The sequence below is a fragment of the Litorimonas taeanensis genome (genome assembly GCF_003634015.1).
GTDB classification, from domain to species: Bacteria; Pseudomonadota; Alphaproteobacteria; order Caulobacterales; family Maricaulaceae; genus Litorimonas; species Litorimonas taeanensis.
On sequence record NZ_RBII01000002.1, the window covers coordinates 322,058 to 343,680 of the forward strand.

Genomic DNA, 21,623 nt, shown 5'->3' on the forward strand with positions numbered 1-21,623 from the left:
TTAATTCTCACCCGCAGCTGTCGATAAATTTCGATCTCCACGCGAAGACCCGCTCGGAGACAGAATGGACTTGGGTTGAATTTTGACTAGGCCGCCGTCACGAATTCCGATAATGCCTTCAGTCACGATTTTTTGGCCGGCCTGTATACCCGATAGTACCTCTACAAAACCATCTTGATGAATGCCAAGTTGAACCTCAGTTTTTGTGGCAATAAGGTCGCCCGCATTAGTATCGATGACATAAACAAAATTTCGGGGACCAACAGGTTGTACAGATTCCTCTGGAATAGCGGGAACAGACCTTGAATCAGCCGTAAGAGTCACTTCCATGAACATTCCAGTTAACAATAAACGCTCTGGGTTCGGCAACTTGGCTCTAACTTTTACAGTGCGAGTAACGGGGTCAATAGCATTATCAACTGTCTCCACTTCGCCTTCAAAAACTTCCCCGGGCCAATCATCTGTTGTCGCATTTACCGGCGTTCCGGGTTTTAGATAACGAAGAAAAGTTGATGGCACTGAAAATTCCAAATTCATTTCCCCGTCATCAATCAGCCTCGCAACAACATCACCAGGCTGAACATAGGAACCAACACTTACGCGCCGAAATCCCAATATACCGTCAAATGGGGCGACAAGTACGCGGTCTTTTTGCCGTGATTGCACAGCCCGCAATTGCGCTTTGGCACTGTTTAAATCTCTTTGCGCCTCATCCACTTCTGATTGAGATACAGCGTTTCTGACAATTAATCTATTAACTCGGTCAAGCTGTTGTTGGGCTTCAGATACTCTGGCATCTTCGGCTTCGACAAGCGCACGTTGCTCATTTTGTGCAAGTGACAAGAGCGTTTGCCCTTCTCTAACGCGGTCCCCATCATCAAAGTATAAACTCTGAACCCTATCCGCGGCATTTAGCGTCAGCTCAACCTGTTCATTCGGTTCCAAAGTTCCAAGCGCCTCAATTCTGGAGGCAAACTCGCGTACGTTAACCGTTTCAGCAAAGACGTTGGCCGGTTTTGAGTTTTGCGCATTGGCAAACGGTGCGAAAATCGCAACATTCAACAAGGCGAACGTTAATATGGTCACATTTAATTTCATGAGTTTATCTATCTTTAATTCGTCAAGCTATTGACAGTTTCTGCTCGCTCATCACTCAGCTCTTCCTCTGTCCACATCCCACCTAAGGCGCGATAGGCAGAGATAGCATAAGTGGTCACCAGAACCTCATTTTGGACACGGTCGTCTTCTGCATCCAGCAATGTTCGCTGTGCATCCAGTACATCAAGAAAGTCATCATAACCTTCATCAAAACGCAGGCGGGCGAGTTCAAGAGCATTTTTTGCCGCATGAGAAGCCTTTTCCAAATCTTCTCGACGCTCCATTTCCCGTCCGTACCGCGCCAAAGCCATCTCAACATCTGACAGAGCCGTTAAGAGTGTTTGCTCATATTGCGAGATCGCTGCCTCTGTTTGCGCATCACTGATATCAATATCGGCTCGGACGGCTCTTAGGTCTGGGCCTTCCCAAGAAATAGTGGGACCAAGACCAAACCCAATGCTACTCAATTGATCGAGTCGATTGGCCCCATTGAACAAAGCACTTATATCTGTGTTAAAGACAATGCGAGGAAACAAACGCGCGCGTTCGACATCACTTAACGCCAAACGACGAGAAATTTCGGCCTCGGCCTGCCGAATGTCTGGACGACGGTTTATTAGGTCTTGAGGGGAACCCGTCGCAACCTCAGATAAGAGACTAGGAATTTGACCAACTGACGTTAACTCTGGCAAAGCTGAACTTGCTTCATTTGCAGCCACGCCAGTTAAAGCCGCCAATTGTGCAATAGATACTTGGATAGTGGCTTGAAAGAGAGGCAGCGACGCAAGCGTGGTACGGTAAAGCGTTTCTGAACGATGAAGGTCTAGATCACTAGAGCGCCCATTATCAACCAGCTCTTGAATGAGGCTAAGAGCTTCCGCTTGAAGTTCAGCATTTTGCTGGGCAACCGCTAAGCGCTGCTGCGCTCCCCGGAGATCAACATAGGCCTGAGCAGTCTGAGCTGCGACAAGTACGGCAATATCCCGCTGCGCTTGTAAAACAGATTCTCGATTATATTCAGCCGCTTTAATTTGCGACTCTATTCGATCAAAAGCATCATATTCCCAGCTACCCGCTATGCCGCCTGATAGGTTCAACTCAACGTCATTATTCGCCCCCGTTGAACGCCCTAGGTCAGCACCAACAGAGGTCGAGGTACTATATGATTTCCCTAGCCTCGCAGCTCTGACAAGTGCATCAGCGGCCCTTAAATTCGCGGCGGCAACGTCAATATTTCGGTTGTTTCGCAGGGCCGTGTCGACAAGACTTTCTAAGATCGGGTCGTCGAAACTACTCCACCAATCAGGCACGCTTTGCTCGCCTTCTTGCACAGCATTGGCAAAAGTATTTTGCGTAACAATTTGAGACGTGAATTCTGGCTTCGGCGGTACAGACGGCGTGGCACAAGCCGACAACGTTAAGGCGAGCCCAGTTAAACTGGCAGCATAGAATTTGCTGAATATTATATGGGGTGCCGAGTTCATAATACGCAATTTTCTTAATGAGATGCAGTAGCAATAAGGATATCAAGATAACTCCCGACGCCAACTGACAATCTCGTGAGGTCGCCTTTTTATTTACCGCAATAAATATCAAGGTTCACTTTCCGCACGCTATAACCTGCACAGAACTAAATATCAGTGCAGATTTAACGCCATAGTTTCTGATTATCTCGGAGGTCTACCGCCGCCCTGCCCCCGTCCGCCGCCTCGGCCTTGTTGTTCCGTATTGCGGGAGCGCTCACCTTGTGGAGCTGCGAAGGCGACAATTAATTCTGAGCGCTCTACTTTACCGTCAGCATTTTTATCCAAAGCCTTAAATTCACCTTCAAGTCGTTTATTAAATTCGGCCTCAGTGATAACACCGTTAAAATCTCTATCAAAACTCATGAAACTCGGCATCGCATCAGTAGACCCCAGGTTAGTCATACTCCATTGTGCAAAATAGGCAGCGCTAGGGTTACGGTTAAACTTTGACCATTCAATCTCGGCGCCCGCATGAAGCTCTTCAAGTGTCGTCATTTTATCTTTGTTCGCATCCATATCGGCCAATAAAACGGCGATTGGCTGCATAAAAGTGCCAGATTGCCGCGCTTGCCCTCCTCTTCGTTCTCCATCAGCTGGGGGGCCACGACGATCAGATTTAGTGGCACAGGCAGATAATGTAAGGCTTGCAACAGCCATTATCGCCAGAGCAAAGTTTGCGCGGCGGAGAGATGCAGTATTCATGATGTTAATCCCAGTAAAATCAGTGTCACAATAAGGTGTGCGCATCACATGAGATGAGGCAAACGGACACATTTCGAAAATAGGCGTGTCGATAAGAGAAGGATAGCGCCATTCATAACACGAACCATACCAAGGGAGAGATTATGTTCGCATACCAGTTTCCACGGGGCGGGCATTAGCTATCCTATTCTTATCGACCCCCTTCTTTTACGGAGAACGCCTCTAAAAATTCAGCCTTAATTTGTATGAAGATGTATCAATGCAGATACAAGATTACCTGAAGTTTAGATTGGCAAGCTTAGGGTCGCTCGCAACCCATTTGGCTTTTGATTGGAAAGCGTAAGCGTTCCACCGTGAATTTGCGCAATCGAATTTGCAATGGACAGCCCCAAGCCCGTGCCGCCAGTGTCTTTACTGCGCGACGTTTCAAGGCGCACAAAAGGCTTTAGGATTTCTGTAAGCTGGACCTCAGTAACGCCGGGCCCTGTATCGGCAATATCAATATTCACCATGTTATTAGCACATGTAACGGATACACTTGCAGATTGCCCGAATTGAAGAGCGTTATTGATAAGGTTTTGCAAAGCTCTCTTGATAGAGGTTCGGCGAATTTTGACAGTAAAAGATTCAAAATCATGCAAGAAAACATCATGTCCTTGGTCTTGATAGTCATCCGTCAGACTTTCGAGAAATGACCTCAAGTCAACAGAAGCAAGAGATTCAGTACCTGACGCATCTTTGGCCCAACTCAGAATTTCTTCGGTCATCACAGTCATATCCGCGAGTGTCGATATGACTTTCTCCCGCTCTATGTCATCAGCAATGTTTTCGGCCCGAAGCCGCAAAGAGGTGAGCGGGGTACGCAAATCATGGCCGACAGCACGAAGCATTGTGCGCTGCGTTTCTAGCATTCGGGTTACACGAGTTTGCATTGTATTAAAGGCACTAGCGGCAAGACGCATATCGTCTGGGCCTGTTTCTGATAATAGCTCTGGATCTTCTCCGCGCCCAAGCCGCTCTGCTGCTAAGGCAAAGCTTGAAATTGGGCGAGATATACGGCGGGCAAAAAACCAGACCGCCAACAAAGACAAGCCCAAAAGCAAACTCGTTGCGAGCAAAATTCGCCCCGTTAAAGACTCAGTCGGCAGACGGGGCAACATAGCATTAAACCAAACCCCAGGCTCTAGCTCCACCGATAGACGAATTTCTTGAAGCTCGGAGCGCCTATCACGAATATTATTAGGACTAGGCGAAGTCTCGGTCGTACTCGTGCCGCCGTGTTGCATGGCAGACCCATAATCACTCATAGGATGCCGAGGGGGTCTGTTAGGAAAAAAAACGATTGAGGTCCGCAGCGGCGTGATATCTCGCTCCTCAAGGAGTGTACGAAAACGCGGCTCATATCGCGGCTGATCAATGCCGCCATCATTTGTGCTCACTTGGTTGTCCCTAGAGACAAAGAAAACTCCCCTTACGCTCCCACGCTCTCTGGGCAGTACATAGGGTAGCTCTATCGGTCGGTCCTCTGGTAATTCTGCTATCAGGCGCGCCGTGTGTTCCATGGCGGTATTAAATGCATTAGCCCGCGCTTGAAATCTTTGCGTACCGACAAGCAAAACCAAGTTGATAAGCTGTGCAATGATTAGCACCCCAAAGAGTAAGGCAATTAACTGCCCCGCAAGCGTACGCGGATATAGGCGTTTCGGCGTCATGATATATCCGCAATAAAACGATACCCATCGCCCCAAACAGTTTTAATATATGTAGGATGGGAAGGATCAATTTCGATTTTTCGGCGCAAACGTGAAATCATATTATCGATACTGCGCTCAAAGGCAAAGCCGTCACGACCTTTTGTAAGGTTAAACAAATCATCGCGCGACAGGGTTTCACCTGCATGTTCAACGAACACTTTCAATAGTCTAAGCTCGCCCGTGCTCAGCGTGACAATACCTGAATCGTCACTGAATAACTCGCCTGATTCAACGTCCAATTTCCAAGGACCAAATACGATATTTCGCGTCTCTTGGCATGGGCTTTGTTTTGAGGTACGCCGAAGGACAGAACGGATGCGCGCAACAAGTTCACGTGGATTAAATGGCTTGGTCACATAATCATCTGCGCCAATTTCAAGACCAATAATTCGGTCCGTATCATCTGCTAGGGCCGTCAATAAAATTACAGGTGTTTCTGAGGTTTCAGATAAGGACTTACATAAACTCAACCCTGTCTCGCCGGGCATCATTATATCCAGAACAACGAGATCAACAGGGCTAGCATTCAACAACTCGCGGGCCTGCATGGCATCTGCCGCTGGAGTCGCTGAAAATCCATTGCGCTCTAAATGCTCGCATAAGGCATCTCGAATGTCTGGCTGGTCATCAACCACTAAGATATGCGTCATTCGTCATTCCTATTCACGCCCATCACAACCCATCTACCTCTGAGCCATGCCCTAACCTTGGCACCTTCTTCTCAATTAACTATCCGCAAATTGTATCAAATGTAATTCTAATTGATACAATTTGGCACGGTTTGATATTGGTATGCATTATGAAGCCTTGATAATCTACTCATGAACTCGCAGTAATTAGACGTAGAATTTGAAAGTCGAGAATGTCAAAAAAATATTTTTACCTAGCGGGTGTGATTATTGCTGCCGCCTCAATTTGGGCCATTTTTTTAAGACCAGAATCTGCCGCAGATAGCGGCACTTTTGACATTGAGACGGCGCGCGTCGAATCTGGCGAAGTCGCACAAATTGTATCCGCTTCTGGGGCGGTTCGTGCCCTAACAACAGTAGAAGTCGGCTCTCAAGTCTCAGGTCAAATTATTGCTCTAAACGCTGACTATAACTCTGAAGTCAAAGAAGGCGACATTATCGCCCGTATTGACCCACAAACATTTGAAACGCGCGTTGAGTCAGCCAATGCTGATGTTCAAAGCGCTGAAGCCAATCTCGCAGTCCAGCAAGCTAATATTGCCAGTGCCGAAGCCACACTTGCGCAAGCTGAAAGGGATTTTGCACGGCAACAAGCCTTATACGCCGCTGATGCTGTGGCCCGCTCGACACTAGAAGATAATGAACGTGCCCTCGCCGTCGCCAAAGCGAATTTGGATGTTAGTCGAGCCCAACTCAGAACATCTAATGCAACTCTTTCGCAACGCAAAGCTTCACTCCGCTCTGCCCAAGTTGATCTTGAGCGCACAATCATTCGCTCTCCCATCGATGGAGTCGTAATTTCCAGAAATGTCGATGTCGGTCAGACTGTGGCAGCCAGTTTTTCTGCTCCTGTTCTTTTCACAATCGCTCAGGATCTAGAAGACATCCGGATTGATGCCGCTGTAGTTGAAAGTGACATTGGCGGAATCAATACTGGAGATTCAGCGGAATTTACCGTGGATGCTTATCCTGACCAAACCTTTAAAGGGACTGTTGAACAGGTTCGTTTGGCCTCCGAGACTCTGCAAAATGTTGTTACCTACACAGTGGTTATCGAAGCCAAAAATCCATCTGGCCGCCTTTTGCCGGGAATGACGGCGAATGTTGAGGTAACGGCCGACAAGCGAGAAAATGTTTTGAGAATAGCGGAATCTGCCATTCGTTTTCGTCCGCCAGCCAATGGCCCTGAAGTAATCGAAGCGGCTGCGGCAGAAGCTGGTCAGAGAGGCCCGCGCGGTGGTGGACAAAGAGGCGGCGGAGCTCAATTACTAAATGGCATTAACATTGACGACGACAAAAAAGCCGCCATTCAAGCAGATTTACAAAAAGAAATGGCCGCCGTGCGTGAATCTATGGGCGAGCGCGCACAATTTGATCGCGCTCAAATGCGTCAACGCATCCAAGCTGCCACGGACAAAGTCCTTTTACGTAATTTAACCGATGCCGAGTATAAGCAGGTTCAAGAAGCAATGAAGGCCCGTGCTACAGTCACGCAAGTCGAAGTCTATAAACAAACTGTAGACGGAAAACTTGAAAAGCAATCTTTAGTCTTGGGCTTGCAAGATGGCTCCTTTGCTGAAATTTTACGTGGCGCTGAGGCAGGGCAAGAATTTGTCACACGTGCTCGCTTGAATGCGACGGGCGAATAGGCCTCCCAATGGACACAGTGTCTCAATCTTCCTCGCCTTCTCCTGCCCTCATTTCATGTCGGGATGTAACCAAGACTTATGTCATGGGAACTCAGAAAGTTCACGCCCTACGCGGGGTTAATGTCGATTTTCATCGTGGAGAAATGACGGCAATTATGGGCCCGTCAGGGTCTGGCAAATCCACGTTAATGAACCTAATTGGCGCACTTGACGTCCCAACATCTGGAACTTTGGAAATTAATGGCCGAAATTTAGCCACGCTAAAACCAAATGATTTGGCTGATCTACGCAATGAAACAATTGGTTTCGTCTTTCAACAATTCAACTTGCTAGGGCGCTCCTCAGCTCTCACTAATGTTAAACTACCTCTGCGTTATTCTCGTAAACCCCTGAGCGATATAGACGCCCGCGCAGCGGAGTGTTTGAAAATGGTTGGTCTGGGCGACCGGATGGATCATCGTCCGATGCAGCTCTCTGGTGGGCAACAACAGCGCGTTGCGATCGCTCGCGCTTTGGCAGGGTCTCCGTCAATCATCCTAGCGGATGAGCCCACGGGCGCGCTCGACACTAAAACATCCGAAGAAATTATGGCGCTTTTAACAGGCCTAGGAGAAAGCGGGATTACCGTTATTATTGTGACACATGAGCCAGAAGTCGCTGAGTACGCTGCACGGCAAATCCATTTCAGAGACGGACAAATTGAACGGGATGAAAGGGCAAAGCCATGAAATACGGCGTCGCACTCAGATCCGCAATAGAGGCTTTGCGCTCTAATCCTATGCGTAGTTTCTTGACCATGCTAGGCATTATGATTGGCGTCGCCTCTGTCATGGCTATGATGGCAATCAGTGAAGGCGCGGCCCGACAGGTCGATGAACAAATTTCTTCACTGGGCGCCAACAATCTTACGGTGCGGCCAGGAGCCGATCGACGCGGTGGACGCTCATCAGGGGCGGGTAGCGCCACTCCTTTCACGGATAGCGACCTTGAAGCTCTAAGGAGCGAGCCTTATGCCCTCGCCGTCACAGGACGTATTAATGGGTCGGGCACTGTTGTCGCAGGCGAAACAAATTGGACAACGAGCATTTATGGCGTCAACGCCGATTTCTTTATTAGTCAAGATTGGCAAGCACAGGAAGGCCGTGTCCTCGAAGACATTGACGTGACCACTGGTGCCGCCGTTGCCGTAATCGGAAGTACAATTGCCGATACCTTATTTGAGGGCTCAAGCGCTATGGGTCAGCGTATCCGCGTTAACAATGTCCCACTCACAGTCATCGGAATATTAGACACGAAAGGGCAATCTAATTTTGGGAGCGACCGAGATGATGTTGTTGTCATTCCTATTAAAACAGCGAGGAACCGTGTGCTCGGCGGGCACAGCACAACGCCAAATTATGTTTCATCAATAGAGCTCTCAGTCACGTCAGGTTATGATATGACCCGTGCACAAGACGAATTAGAAGAGAGACTTCGGACTTTGCGCCGAATCCGGCCAGGTGCGACTGATGATTTTCGTGTCTTCAACATTGCTGATTTCATTCGAGCGCGGTCCAGTACACAAGCCACATTTGGCATATTATTAGCTTTCACAGCCGCGGTGTCTCTTATTGTTGGCGGCGTCGGCGTGATGAATATTATGCTGGTATCGGTCACCGAACGCACACGTGAAATCGGCCTCCGTATGGCCATAGGCGCGCGCGGTCAGGATATATTAGGACAATTTCTTTTTGAAGCGATAGGACTTTGCTTGCTGGGCGGAATTATGGGGTCTGGTTTAGGAGTGGGCGCGGCTGAACTCGCGGCTAAGCTGGGTGATTTTCCAGTTAAGATATCTCCCTTCATCGCTGTCATCGCAATTGGCTCTGCGGTAGTCGTCGGTTTGTTTTTTGGATTTTTTCCAGCCCGCCGCGCCGCCAAGCTTAACCCTATTGAGGCGCTTCGCCATGACTAAAATACTACTCACAACCACTATGATGGCCCTCTCCTTAAATCTAGGAGCCTGCGCATCTCTTAATATCGGGATATCGCCAACCGAATCCTTGCGCGAGGAAAGCAGCGCATTAGAGGCGCCTGCGAGCTGGGTGTTCGGGGATCAAACCGACGGGCAAATAGCGGCAGCATGGTCAGATTTAATTTCAGACTCAGTCCTAGATAGTTATATCGAAACAGCGCTCAGAAATAACCTCTCTTTACGGGCTAGTCAGGAAAATGTGGCGCGCGCCGACGCGTTATTGCGCCAAGCCCGCTCAAGCTTTCTTCCCTCGATTGGCTATTCTACCTCAGCCAATGGCGGCGGTGCGCTTGAGGGTGATAGTTTTTCAGATAATTATTCCGCAGGTGTAAATGCAAGCTGGGAAGCCGATCTTTGGGGCGACATAAAGGCTGGCGTATTAGGGTCAGCTTATAATTTAGAAAGCACTAAAGCGACTTATGAATCTGCGCGGCAAGCTTTAATAGCGTCAGTAGCCCGCGCCTATATCTTGACTATAGAATCTGAATTTCTAATCGCACTCAGCGAAAAGACTCTGGCCGCGCAGGAGGAAACACTCCGCATTGTGAAAGTCCGCTATGACTTAGGAGCTGCATCACGTCGTGAATTAGTTCTAGCTGAATCCGATGTCGCAAGCGCTCAAGATGGGTTGATTGTCATTCGTTCCACACGCACTGATACCGCTATGGCCTTACAAATATTACTGGGCCTCTACCCAAATGGTGAGATTAATACATCACAGGACTTCCCGACTATGACTCGTAATATATCTGCTGGCACCCCGGCTGATATATTACGGCGACGCCCTGATATTATCGCCTCTGAAATGGATGTCCTTAGCGCGTTTCAATCCACCCGCCTCGCAAGAACAGGGAATTGGCCTGGGCTCACTTTATCAGGCGGAATAAATACGGGGTCTAGTAATTTAGGAGATATTCTTGACCCTGTTTCTATTGCCTATTCACTGGGCGCACGGCTCGCCGGTACATTATTCGATGGCGGTCTAAATACAGCTCGCATTGATGCTGCCACAGCGACCCAGCGCCAAACTTTGGCAAATTATGGCCAATCTGTTTTAGAGGCGTATTTTGATGTTGAATCAGCTCTTGAAGATATTCGTACACTCGAAAGCAGAGCCCCCTATGTCGCCGAGAGCGCAAATGCAGCTCGTGAAACTTTGGCGTTGGCGGAAATTCAATATAAAGAAGGAGCGATTGACTTGCTAGATGTCTTAACCTTCCGTCAGCGTAGTTTCCAAGCCGACCAAACCGAAATTGTATTGCAGCGCCAAACATTAGAGGCGCGTATCGCCTTATATCTTGCCCTTGGCGGCGCTGGGTTTGAGTCAGCGCTTTAATATCATTCCACCCTTCTGAAGGCCTAGAAGGGTCAGCCGAGACGCTAGCATACCCTAAATAAATAACTCTAGGCGTTATACGGGTTAAGCGCCTTCGTTAAGAATCCTTTTCTTATAGTGAGTGGCGACCTTAGCCCTATTGCCACAGACCTCCATACTGCACCATTTTCTACGTCCCGATTTTGAAGTATCTTTGAACGTCAAAATACATGATGGATTGGCACATTGTTTTATCCGTTTCTTAGGCGTGTCGACCAGCATGGAAGAAGCGCCATTTATCATCAGTAAAATGCGTAAGTTCCTTGGTAATCTAGACAAGGGTTAAGACACACAATCAGTTTTCGAATCTAAACGGCTATGTTATGTTAATTGACACAGTGGTCACTCAGCTATGCAGACCACCCTTAGCGATGCGATCTTTGCAAATAGCCTTGAACGCCGACGCAATCAAACACGGCGTCAATCTATCTCATGAAACTATATAGGTGGATTGATAAACTTGGTTCAATTTATGTGAAAGGCATAAAGTCTCAACCTGAAAGCCCCTCGCCTATTTGGTATTTGGATGAAGTCTACACCACAATAATTAGCAAGTTAGCTTACCTTAATAAAGTGGTGGATGATGTAGGAACAATTAATGACGATGAAGGCCGAAAGAAGAATCGTTCTGAATGGTCTTAAGTCCCCATACGCAAACGAAACCGACAATCATAAAAATTTCGGTCAGCAAAAGAACCTCTAAACCCACACTTAAATCTACACTCTATTTAGCCAACTAAATTCATTTAGTCCCATTATCATGTGGTTACGAACATAAAGTTTGTCACGTATTATTGCTTATGGCCAAATTACGTTCTCCCAAGTTACGGTATCTCGCGAGTATAGCTGGATGCATTTTCTTGATATTTTCAGTCTGGTGTTCTGCGATTGCACAGACCAATGGCAATCTCCCTCCTAAAGGTTTGACATTTACAGCGGCAAGAAGCCTTGACGCTACGAATACAGCTTCCGCGTCTTGCGGTAAAACCTCGCAAGGCGATCCAATGTGCAATCCCTATGAAGGAGATACGTATTGTAGTACGGCCCTGCCCTTACTTTGTATTCTTGACATTGATGCGCCAGTGCCTTCAACACTCAGTGACTCGAAATATTGGAGCGGCGGTGTTCTTGCAAAATCATCCCCTTGGCGCGGCACAGATATTTCAACATTGAAGCAGGCGAATGGCATTTGCACACAAAGTTTTGGTAAAAAATGGCGTGTTGCGAGCTTTCATGACGGCGGGGGATGGGCCGTTGAAGGTTATGGCGTTTTGTCTGAAAAGGGAGACTCGGATGACGCCGTCAGTCTGTGGGTCGATATTAAAGATCAGCCATCGGGCACATGCTGGTCTCGATAAAGCATTGTTTCACAGAAGCCCTCATTTTTATTGAATATAATTTCATCTTTCCCAAACCTGATGTAAGAGGCAGAGATAATGTCAAAAGGCTCTCTATTTTTAATTAGCGCGTTAAGCGCAGTATTGGGCGGGGTAATAGTTGCCATCGCGATTTGGATGATAGTCAACGCTACGGGCATTTTAAAGGCATCGGAGCCGGATATATACGGCGCAGGTGCAGGCTACGAAATGCTGGCCGAGTACCAATGTATGTTCGGCGAATCCAAGGAAATTATCATGCGCGGCGTGGATGACGATTATGCTTTGGAAAATTCTGAATCCGGGCGAGTAAATGAGCAGCTATCTGACCTTCCGGGAAATCACGCAAATTTTTCTGCACGGCGTGACTACGATGAAGGTGGTCAGGATAAGGTGTTATCAGATTATTTCGATGTCCCTTCAAATATCACCAAGGGGATATTTGTGACACGAATGAAGCCCGCCTCACTGACTTCCGAAAGTTTCGGTAATGACTTGATTTTAATTGGGCACCTTGGAGACCACAAACCCGAAAATTTCAATGCGGACCACCATGTGTTCCATTCTGCAATTGCTCATTTAGAAGCACAACCCGGCTGGGTGCGTCATGACGATATTTATAGCGCTCCATTTAATCAAATTCGCTATCGTTCTAATGATGCAAAACACGATGTAAACATCAAACGCGGCTATGGCGATTTGCTAGAACAGCAGCGCGACAAAGCTGCGGACCGTAGAATAGATTTTACTGTTTTTGATGACACTAGAGTAGATTTTGCCGGCGTCGCCTATTGTGTGCACCCGGAGACTCCTCGAGGCCTGACCTTTATGAACTCTCCCGCGTTTGACGCCGTTATATCTGACTTGGTCCTCTTAGCCTGTGATGTGGACCCGAATTCAAGATGGTGCAATCCAATCTACGGAGATACGGATTGCACTACCTCTCAGCCCTTGGCTTGCTTTTTGGATGAAAATACGCCCATTCCTGACCTTGATGAAGTTGCGCCTATAGCCGGGTTGTGGATTGATAAATATTGGGGTGGCGGAAAAATTGCTTTTTCTCCTCCTGTTACGGGGACACAGTTCAAAACCTTGACCGAAGTCAATAAATTTTGCGCATCGACCTTTGGCAAAAATTGGCGCGTACTAGATTGGCATGACAGTAACCTAAAAGGCGTTGCTGGGCGACGCCACGGACCACGACACAACGGGCGCGCCTGGGTTGATATTAAAGACCAACCCAATGGCACATGTTGGGCTAGAGAGGATGCATCGTGGGAGAAGTAATACACGTTGGCATTCTTGAAGATAATGACAATATGCGCGCTCACTTTTGTAGAATTGTAGAGAAATCGTCTACGCTCTCCCTTGCATTTGCTGCAGAAACTTTATCCGAAGCCCGTGAAATCTTTAATAAAAACACTTGTGATATCTGCCTTGTCGATTTGCAATTGCCCGACGGGAACGGGTTGGAATTCGTTGCCGACTTACAAAAAGAAGGCGAAACCAACGCCCTTATCCTAACGGTTCTAGGTGACCGCGTTAGCGTTCTCGCGGGCCTGCAAGCCGGCGCCAAAGGGTACCTTTTAAAAGACACGCCTCCCGCCCAAATAGAGCAAGCGATACTGGCTGTAATGAACGGGGGCAACCCAATCAGCCCGCAAGCTGCGACACACTTGTTGGAAATTCTGAACAAGACGCCTGAGAATAAAAAAGCCGAAATTTTACCGGGAACAGAGAGTATTACAGACCGTGAAAAAGATATCCTGACGATGTTCTCCCGTGGCATGTCCTATCAAGAGACCGCCGACATTTTAGGTATTAAAATTAATACGGTCAGAGATCATACCAAATCCATTTATCGAAAACTCAGTGTGCACTCGCGCAATGAAGCTATCTTCGAAGCGCTACAAAATGGTTGGATTGAGATGACACGCTAAGACGATGTAACTGGCGGAATTATTAATGTGTAAGAGAGCCCTTTACCACCAAGCCCCATGCCTTTGACTAGCTCGGCACCCAAGCTTTTGGCCCTAGCCTGCATATTCTTCAAACCTTGCCCACACGGTATTTTAATGAGATCTGGCACCCCCTTGCCGTTATCCGCAATATATATCCGAAAGGGTTGGCTAGGTCCGGTACAGGACAGATCAATACAAAGTGTGTTCGCCCCAGAATGACGCACCGTGTTGGATATAGCTTCCTGCATAAAGCGGTATAAGTTCAGAACGGTCTTGGGTCCGTATTGTCCGGGCTTAAAAGGCGTAGAAATTTTCCAGTCTAGCGCAATACCCGATGCCATTAATTGAGGCTTGGCGCGTGCATGAAACGTCTTGAGCGCACTTTCAATATCATCAGCACTATGATCCATAGAATCCACAATAAGACGCAGATCATTCAGCCCGCTTTGTAGTTCCGCCTCAATATCACTTTGACTCGCATCCCCTGATTGAACCCGTACCAATAAAGACAATAAATGCCCGCCAATACCGTCATGAATATCACGAGTCAGACGTTGCCGCTCTTCCATCTGAGCAGACTTTTTGATCTCCAGATCAAGCGCAGCCCGTTGATCTATGATAATATGTTCAGCAGTGGTGAGTTTGTTTATCAGATCCTTCTTTGATGTTTTTGATTGCCTGTAATCGGCCCAAAGTTGCGTCCAAAGAGCAAAGCCTAGAAAGGGTAAAACGCCAACGGCCATGAACGGTATGACGGGTTCAAACCGAATGGTATTTGATAGCGGCATAAACGCAAAAGCCGTCAATAGAAGTGCTAAAACCGCCGCCAAAGCTAAGCCGCGCAGCACGACTGTCCATCGGCTGCGGAACCTAATGAATAGGGCGCACACACATAGTCCTAGAATGCATTCTATAACAAGAGAAGCGGGAAAGAGGCTTATGCCAGCTGATAAGGCGATAGCATTAGAGAGCATAGCCTTTAACATTAAAGCGCCACTTGCAATTCCATATACAAAATAACGCTGCCATGCCCAGCTCAGAGCGAGACCGATGATTACAGCTAATAAACCAAGACTTGCGGACACGGCCCATAGTTTACGGGTGAAATCCATAGCAACAATTTCTTTGGAAACTGGCTCTAACTCGGTTTTCGAGCCTAAATAAATTTCCGAAATTTCGGCTCCCCATTCATTAGGCGTGATGATGAATTCTAGCCGATTATTGCCTGTTTGAAAATGTGAGTTCGGAATACTGAGGTCAATATAAAACGGTTTCTGTCCAGAGCTAACATAGGGCCGAGCACGTTCTTGGCCAATTCTAACACCATTGACATAGGCCACCACAGACCCTCCGACTTGCGGAACAATCGTCCTTTGTGGTGGAACATCATCACTAGATAAAATAAATAGGTGGCTATATTGCCGGATGCTCGCCTGCGGCAAAGTAAATTGATCATCCAGCGTCAAATTTTGATCAGATACTTTTCGGCGACGTAAACGTTCATTACTTTCGAGCTGGAGGATATTGATTGACTCAGCGGGAAGCGACTGTGGCCGTTGCTTAGAAATTTGTCCGCTCACGAATACGCAAAGACATAAAAAACTCACAGCAATCACAATGGGAATTAATAGCCCTGCAGCCCCCCAGCGCCAATCTCCCATCGAGTCATGATGTGATGTTTCAAACTTCCCCATTAATTTAGTGATGACAGCTACTTAGCTCTCTCGCAATTAAAAAATAAGACGCGAGCTAAAGCTCCCCACCACATGAATATGGGATGGTGAAAATGACTGATGGGTTTAATTCATCTTCAGAGTTAACAACTGAAGTGGAATCGGAAATGAACCTGTTTAAAACGCCTAACAATCTAATTAAACTTTGCACGGTAGCATTGACCGGTGTGTTAATCGCTATGCCGACCCACGCGCAAACAAATGATCGGGTAAAGAGTGCCAAGCCAATCGCTCACTCTCAAATGAAAGCCTCGCCTTGCGTTAACCCAATGGAGCCGTGTGGTGGTCAAATTTTCACTCTCGATGTTCGAAAAGTCAAATCACTCAAGCTCCAGGACCGAGACTTGAAGAAATATATCATGAGCCAAATTCATGAGCAATATCCTGAAGCTTCAGAAGAAACACTTGAGGGGAGTTCTGGCCTTCTCATTGCACTTTTGGCCTCCGTACAGGACACTCCTGACGTTGAAGATATCGAGTTAGAATTAGTTAAGTGGCCGCCCGTCATTACTTTTGAATTCAAGATTAAAATTAAGTTCGGCAAGTAAGCACTCTCGCAAGACTAACGGGGCGCTTGCGAAACAACCCTAAGGGTTGTCGAGCGCTTTGGTTGAAATAGACAAATTCTATCGCTTTAGACATACATTGGAGACTTCAATGAGAAAACGCTACTTACTCACTTCTGCTTGCATATCGATGGTAGTCGGGAGTCCTGCATTAGCCGAAGACATGCTCGTTGAACGCGTCAGATATTGTACAAAACCTGGCATTGAAAATGTTTGCGGAAGCACTCAATTGAATTCTAAATTCAAAGAATGGAACACCCACGGCGTAGAAACTCAAGAACAATTAGAAACTTATATTTCTATAATTAATCAACCAGAGCGCAGTAAAGTTAAACGCGTTGTCTTTGTTTCCGCAGGACAACAAATAAATGATGGCTACCCCAATGCGCTTACTGGGCAACCTGACAAGTATAAGAAAGACTGCAAAAACCAAACCAAAAACTGTATGCGCCCCATTCATCCTATGTCACTGGTTGGGCGTTTGAGAGCGAGTGGTGAATTTGACGATAGTGAAACACTCTATATATCAGCCTTAGACGCTAAGTTTGGATATTTTAGATCAGTCGAGCAAAAACAAAATCGTGAAAATGCATACTGGGATTTCCTAACCTCCAAGTTTGACCCTAGTAATGTGGAGCTTATGGTCTTGGCAGGACAAAGCCGTGGCGGATGTTTAATGTACCGCCTGGGCAGCCGAATGCGGAAGTCCACCAAGCATCAGAACATACCGTTAATCGTGCAAGGCTATGACCCTGTCTGTACGACACCCGACTTAAATGTTGACGGGTTGGAACTACCGGCAGGCAATGTCAGAATTTCACCGACCTCAACACTACCGACTAACAAAGTTAATAACCCTCTAAATAGCAGTTTCATATCTTATATTGTGAATATGGATAAGGTCTTTCCTGCTGCATTTCGTGATAATTTAAAAGTTTTGAATATCCACGCCGGAGGGAAAGTGGGTAGCCAAAATGTTATTCGGTCTTTCACCTGGTATAACAAGGATACTGACATTGGTTGGTGGAAACAAAAATGGGTAAACTATGAGCATAATGATATGGGCGGCTATCTGACGAGCGCTAGCGCTACGGCACATGCTCGACCTGCTATTGGTGACGTCGGTTATGCTCATATTTATAATTACTCAAAATATGAGCTTGGCCGTCCAGACCCCACTAACTTTCGCGCTAAGCCGCGTTATCCAGTAGATGTAAATGGAGACCGCAAAAGCGATATAATCTTGGCCTATCGTGATCGGAATAAAGGGCTAACTTTTCATACTAAAATCTCTAATGGCGACGGAACATTTAGTCACAAAAAACATGTGGCCGGGGACGGGGTTGGCACGCATGACTGGGGATTGCATTCAGGGTATTTCAACAAGGATTCTAAGACTGATATCTTGGCGCCCTATCAACACAAAACCCAAGGCCTGATACTACGCACCAAGATGTCAAATGGTGATGGAACCTATTCTGAAAAATCACACATTGCTGGTGATGGTGTAAGTGCAAATGACCTTCCCATGTTAATTGGTGACATAGATGGAGACGGGCTTTCCGATGTTATCATGCCATATCAACACCCGACGGATGGTTTACGCATTCGAACAAAGACCTCTAACGGCGATGGTAGTTTCAATAATCACGATTTTAAAGCCGGAGATGGTAATCTTGGTAAGACATTGCGAGTCCACGCTGGGGATGTAAACGGTGATAAGAAAACAGATTTAATTTATCTGTATCAACGTGGGTCTGATGAAAAAATGGAAGTGAGGACGCGGACGTCTAATGGAGATGGCACTTTCGGATACAGTAAAACCCTTCCATTACACTATACCCCTTGGACGAATATTCAGTCTTTTGTTGCAGACGTTAATCGTGATGGAAAATCAGATCTGATTGTATTGGAGAGAGGCAATAAAGGTCAACTTGAGGCGCATACATTCTTCTTCAAACCCGACGGTAATTACGACCGCGTGATTGAAAAATTCTCGGATGGACCCGAAGTTGACGCCATGGAAACTATTGTGGCTGATGTGAATGGCGACCGCCGTACTGATATCGTCATGCGTGTCCGCGATAAAACGAAAGGTCTGATCCTTCGGGTAAAACTGTCCCAAGGCAATGGTCATTACACGTCCTCCGAATATTCAGCAGGGGATGGCGCGTCCGTTGATAATCTTCATATCTTGAGCGGACATTACGATTCAGGCCGGCATACAGATTTGGCCCTGCGTTACCGCCATTCTCAAAAGGGACTAATCTTCAGAACAAAGCATGGTACGTCACAAGGTTCGTTTACAGAGAAAGAATTCGCATCAGGCGACGGAAGCGCAGTCGATAAAATGGAAGCCCTGAGCGGCCCAGTATTTTGGGACGGTGGAGCGACGTTTAACCCGCCGCGGGAGAGTATAGGATCAAGCACCGCGCCTGCGGTCAACGTCAACACGACAGTAAAGCCAGGCATTGGACTTAAGCCCGTCGAAAGCAGCAAGCCTATTGCGAGACCTCTACCCTCAACAAAGAAAGCCCTACCGAGCTCAATAAAACCAAAGAAAGTTAATGAGTAAGTTTATGAAATTTCTCATTTCAAAATTGGCTATATCGACTTTGGCCTCGATAGGTTTGATTGCGTGTCAAGCCGATGACCTTGATGCAACAGGCCCCGATACAGCTCACTCAGAGACGCCATCACACCCAGAGACGCCATCACAAATTGGGGCGAGTGCCCCCTCAACATTACCTAGCTATGATTTCGAACGCACTCTACAAATATGCGTGGGGACAATTTGTAAGCTCGGCGCGACGGAAAGTATGAAAATGTCAGACTATAGCGCCAATCTAATTAGCACCATGGGGTTAGGTCAATCCGATACGCTATCGGACGCACGCAGTAAGCTATCCGAGTTTTATGGCGGTATCGTTTCGTCCAGCCTTGGCGGAACCTCAGATCCAGAGCTGAAACTGTTATCTGCTCAACTATCTCCCGGAACGGATAAGAATTTGCCTGAATATGACGTTGTCATTCGTACTAAGGGCATGAGTAACGGGGCGCGGGTTCATGACTGGGGGGCACGTATACGCTGCGCTCCAGTCATGGCAAGCACGCCATGGCAAAAGACGCCTTGCCTTTAAAACAGAAACGCATGGGTCACCGCACTCGTCTCGCCGATCAACCGCCCCTCCCTTTCATGATGGTAATGGACATCCGTCACATTTCCAAAGTTATCAGTCGCTGTCTTGGCAATACGCTGTTCAAAGACATCATAAGTGTATGACGCAGCAACCGCGCCATCACGGTATACTGTTTCAATGTTGTAGTCATTCAAAGCTTCTTCCCAGAGCCCCAACTTGTGATTTATTTTGCCTCTGAAAAAAGACCCGCCACGTCGTTTTCAAACAAATATAGGTTTTTATACGCTTTTTTTCATCAGAGTAGTGTTGAAGCCGCCTAAAAGCATGGCCAATATCTTCCCATAATCGAGGATTAGTATTTATTTCAAACTCGTTTTCGGCAATGTATTTTTGCAAGTCCTCTTTTGTTGCGATGCTGGTCGATTTTAAATTACTGTCCTGAATAATTAACCTTGTTGCTCCCGTAAGATTCCGAAACATCACCCTTCAGTCATTCTAAAGGTAAAACCCTGCCAAAGAATGGTAGGAAGTTGGGTACAAATCACTTAGAATATTTTTAGCCATACTGAATATAGAACAAAAATAATAAAGAAAATTGAAGCCGTCGCCAATATAACAAATAATGGAGCTGTTATTATAAACACAGATATAGGCGTATCGTTAATTAAGGTTTTCAGTAGAAAAAATGCAAACGATACAACAGGAACCCCTATTAATATAAATTTTGTTTGGATGTTCTCGCGTTCATATTTGCGAATTTCTTCAATCTTGGCACTCGATATATTAATTGTACGATCACCAAAATTGCATTTAATCTTTGTCGATGGGCCATACATATCCTTACGAATTCCCTCACCAACATTTAATTTTGAGAAATCAAAAACAACTGACTTATTTTTTTCTGTTATATTTTTATGCTTTGGCGGAAGCATTTTTGAATCTAAATTCAAAGACAAATCCTCATTCAGCAAGGTATTTGCTTTAAAAATCTGTTCGCTCTTCAAGAGCCTTTCAATAAAAACTCTCCCTTGTTTGCCGCTGACATTCTTTAAAAACTCACATATATTATTACTTGCAACAAGTAGCACATATGGGTCATGAGAATTATAAATAACAGGTGTATCAGCCTTAGTTGTGTCCAGTAAATGAAAACTGTTTCCTTCATAGTCCCTAGCAAAAGCTACAAAAAAGTTTTCTTTTGGAAAACTAAATTCAATGTCTTCAGTGAACCCTAAACTCCAGTCTATTTCAATTTCATCCAGTGAAATTTTTTCAGACCTTCCTATCAGACTCATGAAAGACTCATCAAAATCAGGAACTAGTTCAAATTTTTTGTATATGTTAGCGACCGCGTTGTCATTAATGCGCCCATTATAACTTTTCGTTTCTTCAACCAAGACATTATAGGCTTTGAAGCATTCATTTTTAACATTGACAATCATTATTGTTTCTCACTTGCCCAAGTAGAGGCGCACCCGTGCCACCCTTCAAGTAATCAGGAATGCGATCAAAACCTCGAATAAACTTATGGGGCTTATCAATTACTTTCTCACCCTTTAAACGACGCCAATAATCATGTCCTGAATGCCGTTGCGGGCTCACCCATTGTCCATTTAATCCTCCGCGTCTGTTTAAAAGATTTTTAATTCTACCATTTTTCTTGAAAAATCTTTCAACATTCTTCTTAGATATGCCATGAGACCACTCTTGCCCAGCCCTTTTGATACCACTACGGGCAACCCCTCCGCCCGCACCAAAAACACCAAAAGCACCAGATATAAGTACACTATTATAGTCTAAACACTTAAGACTCCCACCATTTTCCGCCAGTTGAAAAGCAACATCTATGATTGCACCCATAGCAAAACCAATCAGAATGGGTATAAATATTGCTTCCCCGGTAGGGTCTACATAACTCACCGGGTTCCCGCCCACATAGGCATATCTATTCAACCCTCCCGCCAAGCCTATTGGATCGCTCTGTAAATACCGGCCTAATGTCGGGTCATAGGTTCTGTGCCAGTTATCATAATATCCCGT

General features: G+C 46.4%; 21 protein-coding genes. 11 read left to right on the top strand and 10 right to left on the bottom strand.

Going from position 1 to position 21,623, the window contains the following annotated elements:
- The 5 genes from DES40_RS09415 to DES40_RS09435 all read right to left on the bottom strand — a co-directional run bounded on the left by DES40_RS09415 (nucleotide 1) and on the right by DES40_RS09435 (nucleotide 5,730).
- Nucleotides 1-1,086, bottom strand: a complete 1,086-nt coding sequence (locus DES40_RS09415) for an efflux RND transporter periplasmic adaptor subunit (RefSeq protein ID WP_233345556.1) — start codon at nucleotides 1,084-1,086, stop codon at nucleotides 1-3.
- A 26-nt stretch (nucleotides 1,087-1,112) separates the two neighbouring features.
- Nucleotides 1,113-2,582, bottom strand: coding sequence for a TolC family protein (locus DES40_RS09420; RefSeq protein ID WP_121101250.1), 1,470 nt, complete (start codon nucleotides 2,580-2,582; stop codon nucleotides 1,113-1,115).
- Nucleotides 2,583-2,765: 183 nt separating this feature from the next.
- Complete coding sequence (locus DES40_RS09425) at nucleotides 2,766-3,326, bottom strand: EF-hand domain-containing protein (RefSeq protein WP_170144949.1); 561 nt, start codon at nucleotides 3,324-3,326, stop codon at nucleotides 2,766-2,768.
- A 284-nt stretch (nucleotides 3,327-3,610) separates the two neighbouring features.
- The gene (locus tag DES40_RS09430) at nucleotides 3,611-5,038 is read right to left on the bottom strand and encodes a sensor histidine kinase (RefSeq protein ID WP_121101257.1); all 1,428 of its coding nucleotides are present in this window, start codon (nucleotides 5,036-5,038) and stop codon (nucleotides 3,611-3,613) included.
- The gene (locus DES40_RS09435; protein ID WP_121101260.1) at nucleotides 5,035-5,730 is read right to left on the bottom strand and encodes a response regulator; all 696 of its coding nucleotides are present in this window, start codon (nucleotides 5,728-5,730) and stop codon (nucleotides 5,035-5,037) included. The genes DES40_RS09430 and DES40_RS09435 overlap by 4 nt, the downstream gene beginning before the upstream one ends.
- Nucleotides 5,731-5,942: 212 nt before the next feature.
- Between DES40_RS09435 and DES40_RS09440 the strand changes: the two genes are divergently transcribed.
- The 4 genes from DES40_RS09440 to DES40_RS09455 are packed head-to-tail and all read left to right on the top strand — an operon-like array spanning nucleotide 5,943 to nucleotide 10,768.
- Nucleotides 5,943-7,418: an efflux RND transporter periplasmic adaptor subunit gene (locus DES40_RS09440; protein WP_121101263.1), complete on the top strand. Its 1,476-nt coding sequence runs from the start codon at nucleotides 5,943-5,945 to the stop codon at nucleotides 7,416-7,418.
- An 8-nt stretch (nucleotides 7,419-7,426) separates the two neighbouring features.
- Entirely contained in the window at nucleotides 7,427-8,146 is a 720-nt protein-coding gene (locus tag DES40_RS09445; RefSeq protein ID WP_121101266.1) for an ABC transporter ATP-binding protein, read from the top strand.
- A complete protein-coding gene (locus DES40_RS09450) occupies nucleotides 8,143-9,372 on the top strand; it encodes an ABC transporter permease (RefSeq protein ID WP_121101269.1) in 1,230 nt (409 codons plus the stop codon). Before DES40_RS09445 ends, DES40_RS09450 begins: the two co-directional genes overlap by 4 nt.
- Nucleotides 9,365-10,768: a TolC family protein gene (locus DES40_RS09455; protein WP_121101272.1), complete on the top strand. Its 1,404-nt coding sequence runs from the start codon at nucleotides 9,365-9,367 to the stop codon at nucleotides 10,766-10,768. The genes DES40_RS09450 and DES40_RS09455 overlap by 8 nt, the downstream gene beginning before the upstream one ends.
- 84 nt (nucleotides 10,769-10,852) lie before the next feature.
- Here the strand turns inward: DES40_RS09455 and DES40_RS13500 are convergent, their stop codons facing one another.
- Entirely contained in the window at nucleotides 10,853-11,050 is a 198-nt protein-coding gene (locus tag DES40_RS13500; RefSeq protein ID WP_121101274.1) for a CGNR zinc finger domain-containing protein, read from the bottom strand.
- A gap of 189 nt (nucleotides 11,051-11,239) precedes the next feature.
- Here DES40_RS13500 and DES40_RS09465 point away from each other — a divergent pair, with 189 nt between their 5' ends.
- The 4 genes from DES40_RS09465 to DES40_RS09480 all read left to right on the top strand — a co-directional run bounded on the left by DES40_RS09465 (nucleotide 11,240) and on the right by DES40_RS09480 (nucleotide 14,123).
- Entirely contained in the window at nucleotides 11,240-11,449 is a 210-nt protein-coding gene (locus DES40_RS09465; protein ID WP_121101277.1) for a hypothetical protein, read from the top strand.
- A gap of 158 nt (nucleotides 11,450-11,607) precedes the next feature.
- Complete coding sequence (locus DES40_RS09470; protein WP_121101280.1) at nucleotides 11,608-12,165, top strand: hypothetical protein; 558 nt, start codon at nucleotides 11,608-11,610, stop codon at nucleotides 12,163-12,165.
- A gap of 78 nt (nucleotides 12,166-12,243) precedes the next feature.
- Nucleotides 12,244-13,470 carry a hypothetical protein gene (locus tag DES40_RS09475; protein ID WP_121101283.1) on the top strand — a complete coding sequence of 409 codons (1,227 nt, stop codon included), beginning with the start codon at nucleotides 12,244-12,246 and terminating at the stop codon, nucleotides 13,468-13,470.
- Nucleotides 13,458-14,123: a response regulator gene (locus DES40_RS09480; protein WP_121101286.1), complete on the top strand. Its 666-nt coding sequence runs from the start codon at nucleotides 13,458-13,460 to the stop codon at nucleotides 14,121-14,123. Before DES40_RS09475 ends, DES40_RS09480 begins: the two co-directional genes overlap by 13 nt.
- Here the strand turns inward: DES40_RS09480 and DES40_RS09485 are convergent.
- Nucleotides 14,120-15,838 (bottom strand): sensor histidine kinase, encoded by a 1,719-nt coding sequence (locus tag DES40_RS09485; RefSeq protein ID WP_147405888.1) that lies wholly within the window; start codon nucleotides 15,836-15,838, stop codon nucleotides 14,120-14,122. The two genes, DES40_RS09480 and DES40_RS09485, sit on opposite strands and share 4 nt — an antisense overlap.
- A gap of 92 nt (nucleotides 15,839-15,930) precedes the next feature.
- Between DES40_RS09485 and DES40_RS09490 the strand changes: the two genes are divergently transcribed.
- From DES40_RS09490 to DES40_RS09500, 3 genes are all read left to right on the top strand, one after another.
- The gene (locus DES40_RS09490; RefSeq protein WP_121101292.1) at nucleotides 15,931-16,425 is read left to right on the top strand and encodes a hypothetical protein; all 495 of its coding nucleotides are present in this window, start codon (nucleotides 15,931-15,933) and stop codon (nucleotides 16,423-16,425) included.
- A 109-nt stretch (nucleotides 16,426-16,534) separates the two neighbouring features.
- Nucleotides 16,535-19,018 carry an FG-GAP repeat domain-containing protein gene (locus DES40_RS09495; protein ID WP_121101295.1) on the top strand — a complete coding sequence of 828 codons (2,484 nt, stop codon included), beginning with the start codon at nucleotides 16,535-16,537 and terminating at the stop codon, nucleotides 19,016-19,018.
- Nucleotides 19,019-19,022: 4 nt separating this feature from the next.
- Entirely contained in the window at nucleotides 19,023-19,583 is a 561-nt protein-coding gene (locus DES40_RS09500) for a hypothetical protein (RefSeq protein WP_147405889.1), read from the top strand.
- On the opposite strand, the gene DES40_RS09505 is transcribed toward DES40_RS09500, so the two are convergent.
- The 3 genes from DES40_RS09505 to DES40_RS09520 all read right to left on the bottom strand — a co-directional run.
- On the bottom strand, nucleotides 19,580-19,777 hold the full coding sequence (locus tag DES40_RS09505) for a hypothetical protein (protein ID WP_121101301.1): 198 nt from the start codon (nucleotides 19,775-19,777) through the stop codon (nucleotides 19,580-19,582). The genes DES40_RS09500 and DES40_RS09505 overlap by 4 nt on opposite strands.
- A gap of 351 nt (nucleotides 19,778-20,128) precedes the next feature.
- The gene (locus DES40_RS09515) at nucleotides 20,129-21,025 is read right to left on the bottom strand and encodes a hypothetical protein (protein WP_121101307.1); all 897 of its coding nucleotides are present in this window, start codon (nucleotides 21,023-21,025) and stop codon (nucleotides 20,129-20,131) included.
- The coding region (locus DES40_RS09520) for an RHS repeat-associated core domain-containing protein (RefSeq protein ID WP_147405921.1) at nucleotides 21,009-21,623 on the bottom strand (615 nt) is incomplete at its 5' end. The genes DES40_RS09515 and DES40_RS09520, both read right to left, overlap by 17 nt.

What these genes read in the sequence shown, in the direction of transcription:
- DES40_RS09420 (WP_121101250.1), bottom strand. Translation starts at nt 2,582, where the DNA reads ATGAACTCGGCACCCCATATAATATTCAGCAAATTCTATGCTGCCAGT.
- DES40_RS09425 (WP_170144949.1), bottom strand. Translation starts at nt 3,326, where the DNA reads ATGAATACTGCATCTCTCCGCCGCGCAAACTTTGCTCTGGCGATAATG.
- DES40_RS09430 (WP_121101257.1), bottom strand. Translation starts at nt 5,038, where the DNA reads ATGACGCCGAAACGCCTATATCCGCGTACGCTTGCGGGGCAGTTAATT.
- DES40_RS09435 (WP_121101260.1), bottom strand. Translation starts at nt 5,730, where the DNA reads ATGACGCATATCTTAGTGGTTGATGACCAGCCAGACATTCGAGATGCC.
- DES40_RS09440 (WP_121101263.1), top strand. Translation starts at nt 5,943, where the DNA reads ATGTCAAAAAAATATTTTTACCTAGCGGGTGTGATTATTGCTGCCGCC.
- DES40_RS09445 (WP_121101266.1), top strand. Translation starts at nt 7,427, where the DNA reads ATGGACACAGTGTCTCAATCTTCCTCGCCTTCTCCTGCCCTCATTTCA.
- DES40_RS09450 (WP_121101269.1), top strand. Translation starts at nt 8,143, where the DNA reads ATGAAATACGGCGTCGCACTCAGATCCGCAATAGAGGCTTTGCGCTCT.
- DES40_RS09455 (WP_121101272.1), top strand. Translation starts at nt 9,365, where the DNA reads ATGACTAAAATACTACTCACAACCACTATGATGGCCCTCTCCTTAAAT.
- DES40_RS13500 (WP_121101274.1), bottom strand. Translation starts at nt 11,050, where the DNA reads ATGATAAATGGCGCTTCTTCCATGCTGGTCGACACGCCTAAGAAACGG.
- DES40_RS09465 (WP_121101277.1), top strand. Translation starts at nt 11,240, where the DNA reads ATGAAACTATATAGGTGGATTGATAAACTTGGTTCAATTTATGTGAAA.
- DES40_RS09470 (WP_121101280.1), top strand. Translation starts at nt 11,608, where the DNA reads ATGGCCAAATTACGTTCTCCCAAGTTACGGTATCTCGCGAGTATAGCT.
- DES40_RS09475 (WP_121101283.1), top strand. Translation starts at nt 12,244, where the DNA reads ATGTCAAAAGGCTCTCTATTTTTAATTAGCGCGTTAAGCGCAGTATTG.
- DES40_RS09485 (WP_147405888.1), bottom strand. Translation starts at nt 15,838, where the DNA reads ATGGGGAAGTTTGAAACATCACATCATGACTCGATGGGAGATTGGCGC.
- DES40_RS09490 (WP_121101292.1), top strand. Translation starts at nt 15,931, where the DNA reads ATGACTGATGGGTTTAATTCATCTTCAGAGTTAACAACTGAAGTGGAA.
- DES40_RS09495 (WP_121101295.1), top strand. Translation starts at nt 16,535, where the DNA reads ATGAGAAAACGCTACTTACTCACTTCTGCTTGCATATCGATGGTAGTC.
- DES40_RS09500 (WP_147405889.1), top strand. Translation starts at nt 19,023, where the DNA reads ATGAAATTTCTCATTTCAAAATTGGCTATATCGACTTTGGCCTCGATA.
- DES40_RS09515 (WP_121101307.1), bottom strand. Translation starts at nt 21,025, where the DNA reads ATGATTGTCAATGTTAAAAATGAATGCTTCAAAGCCTATAATGTCTTG.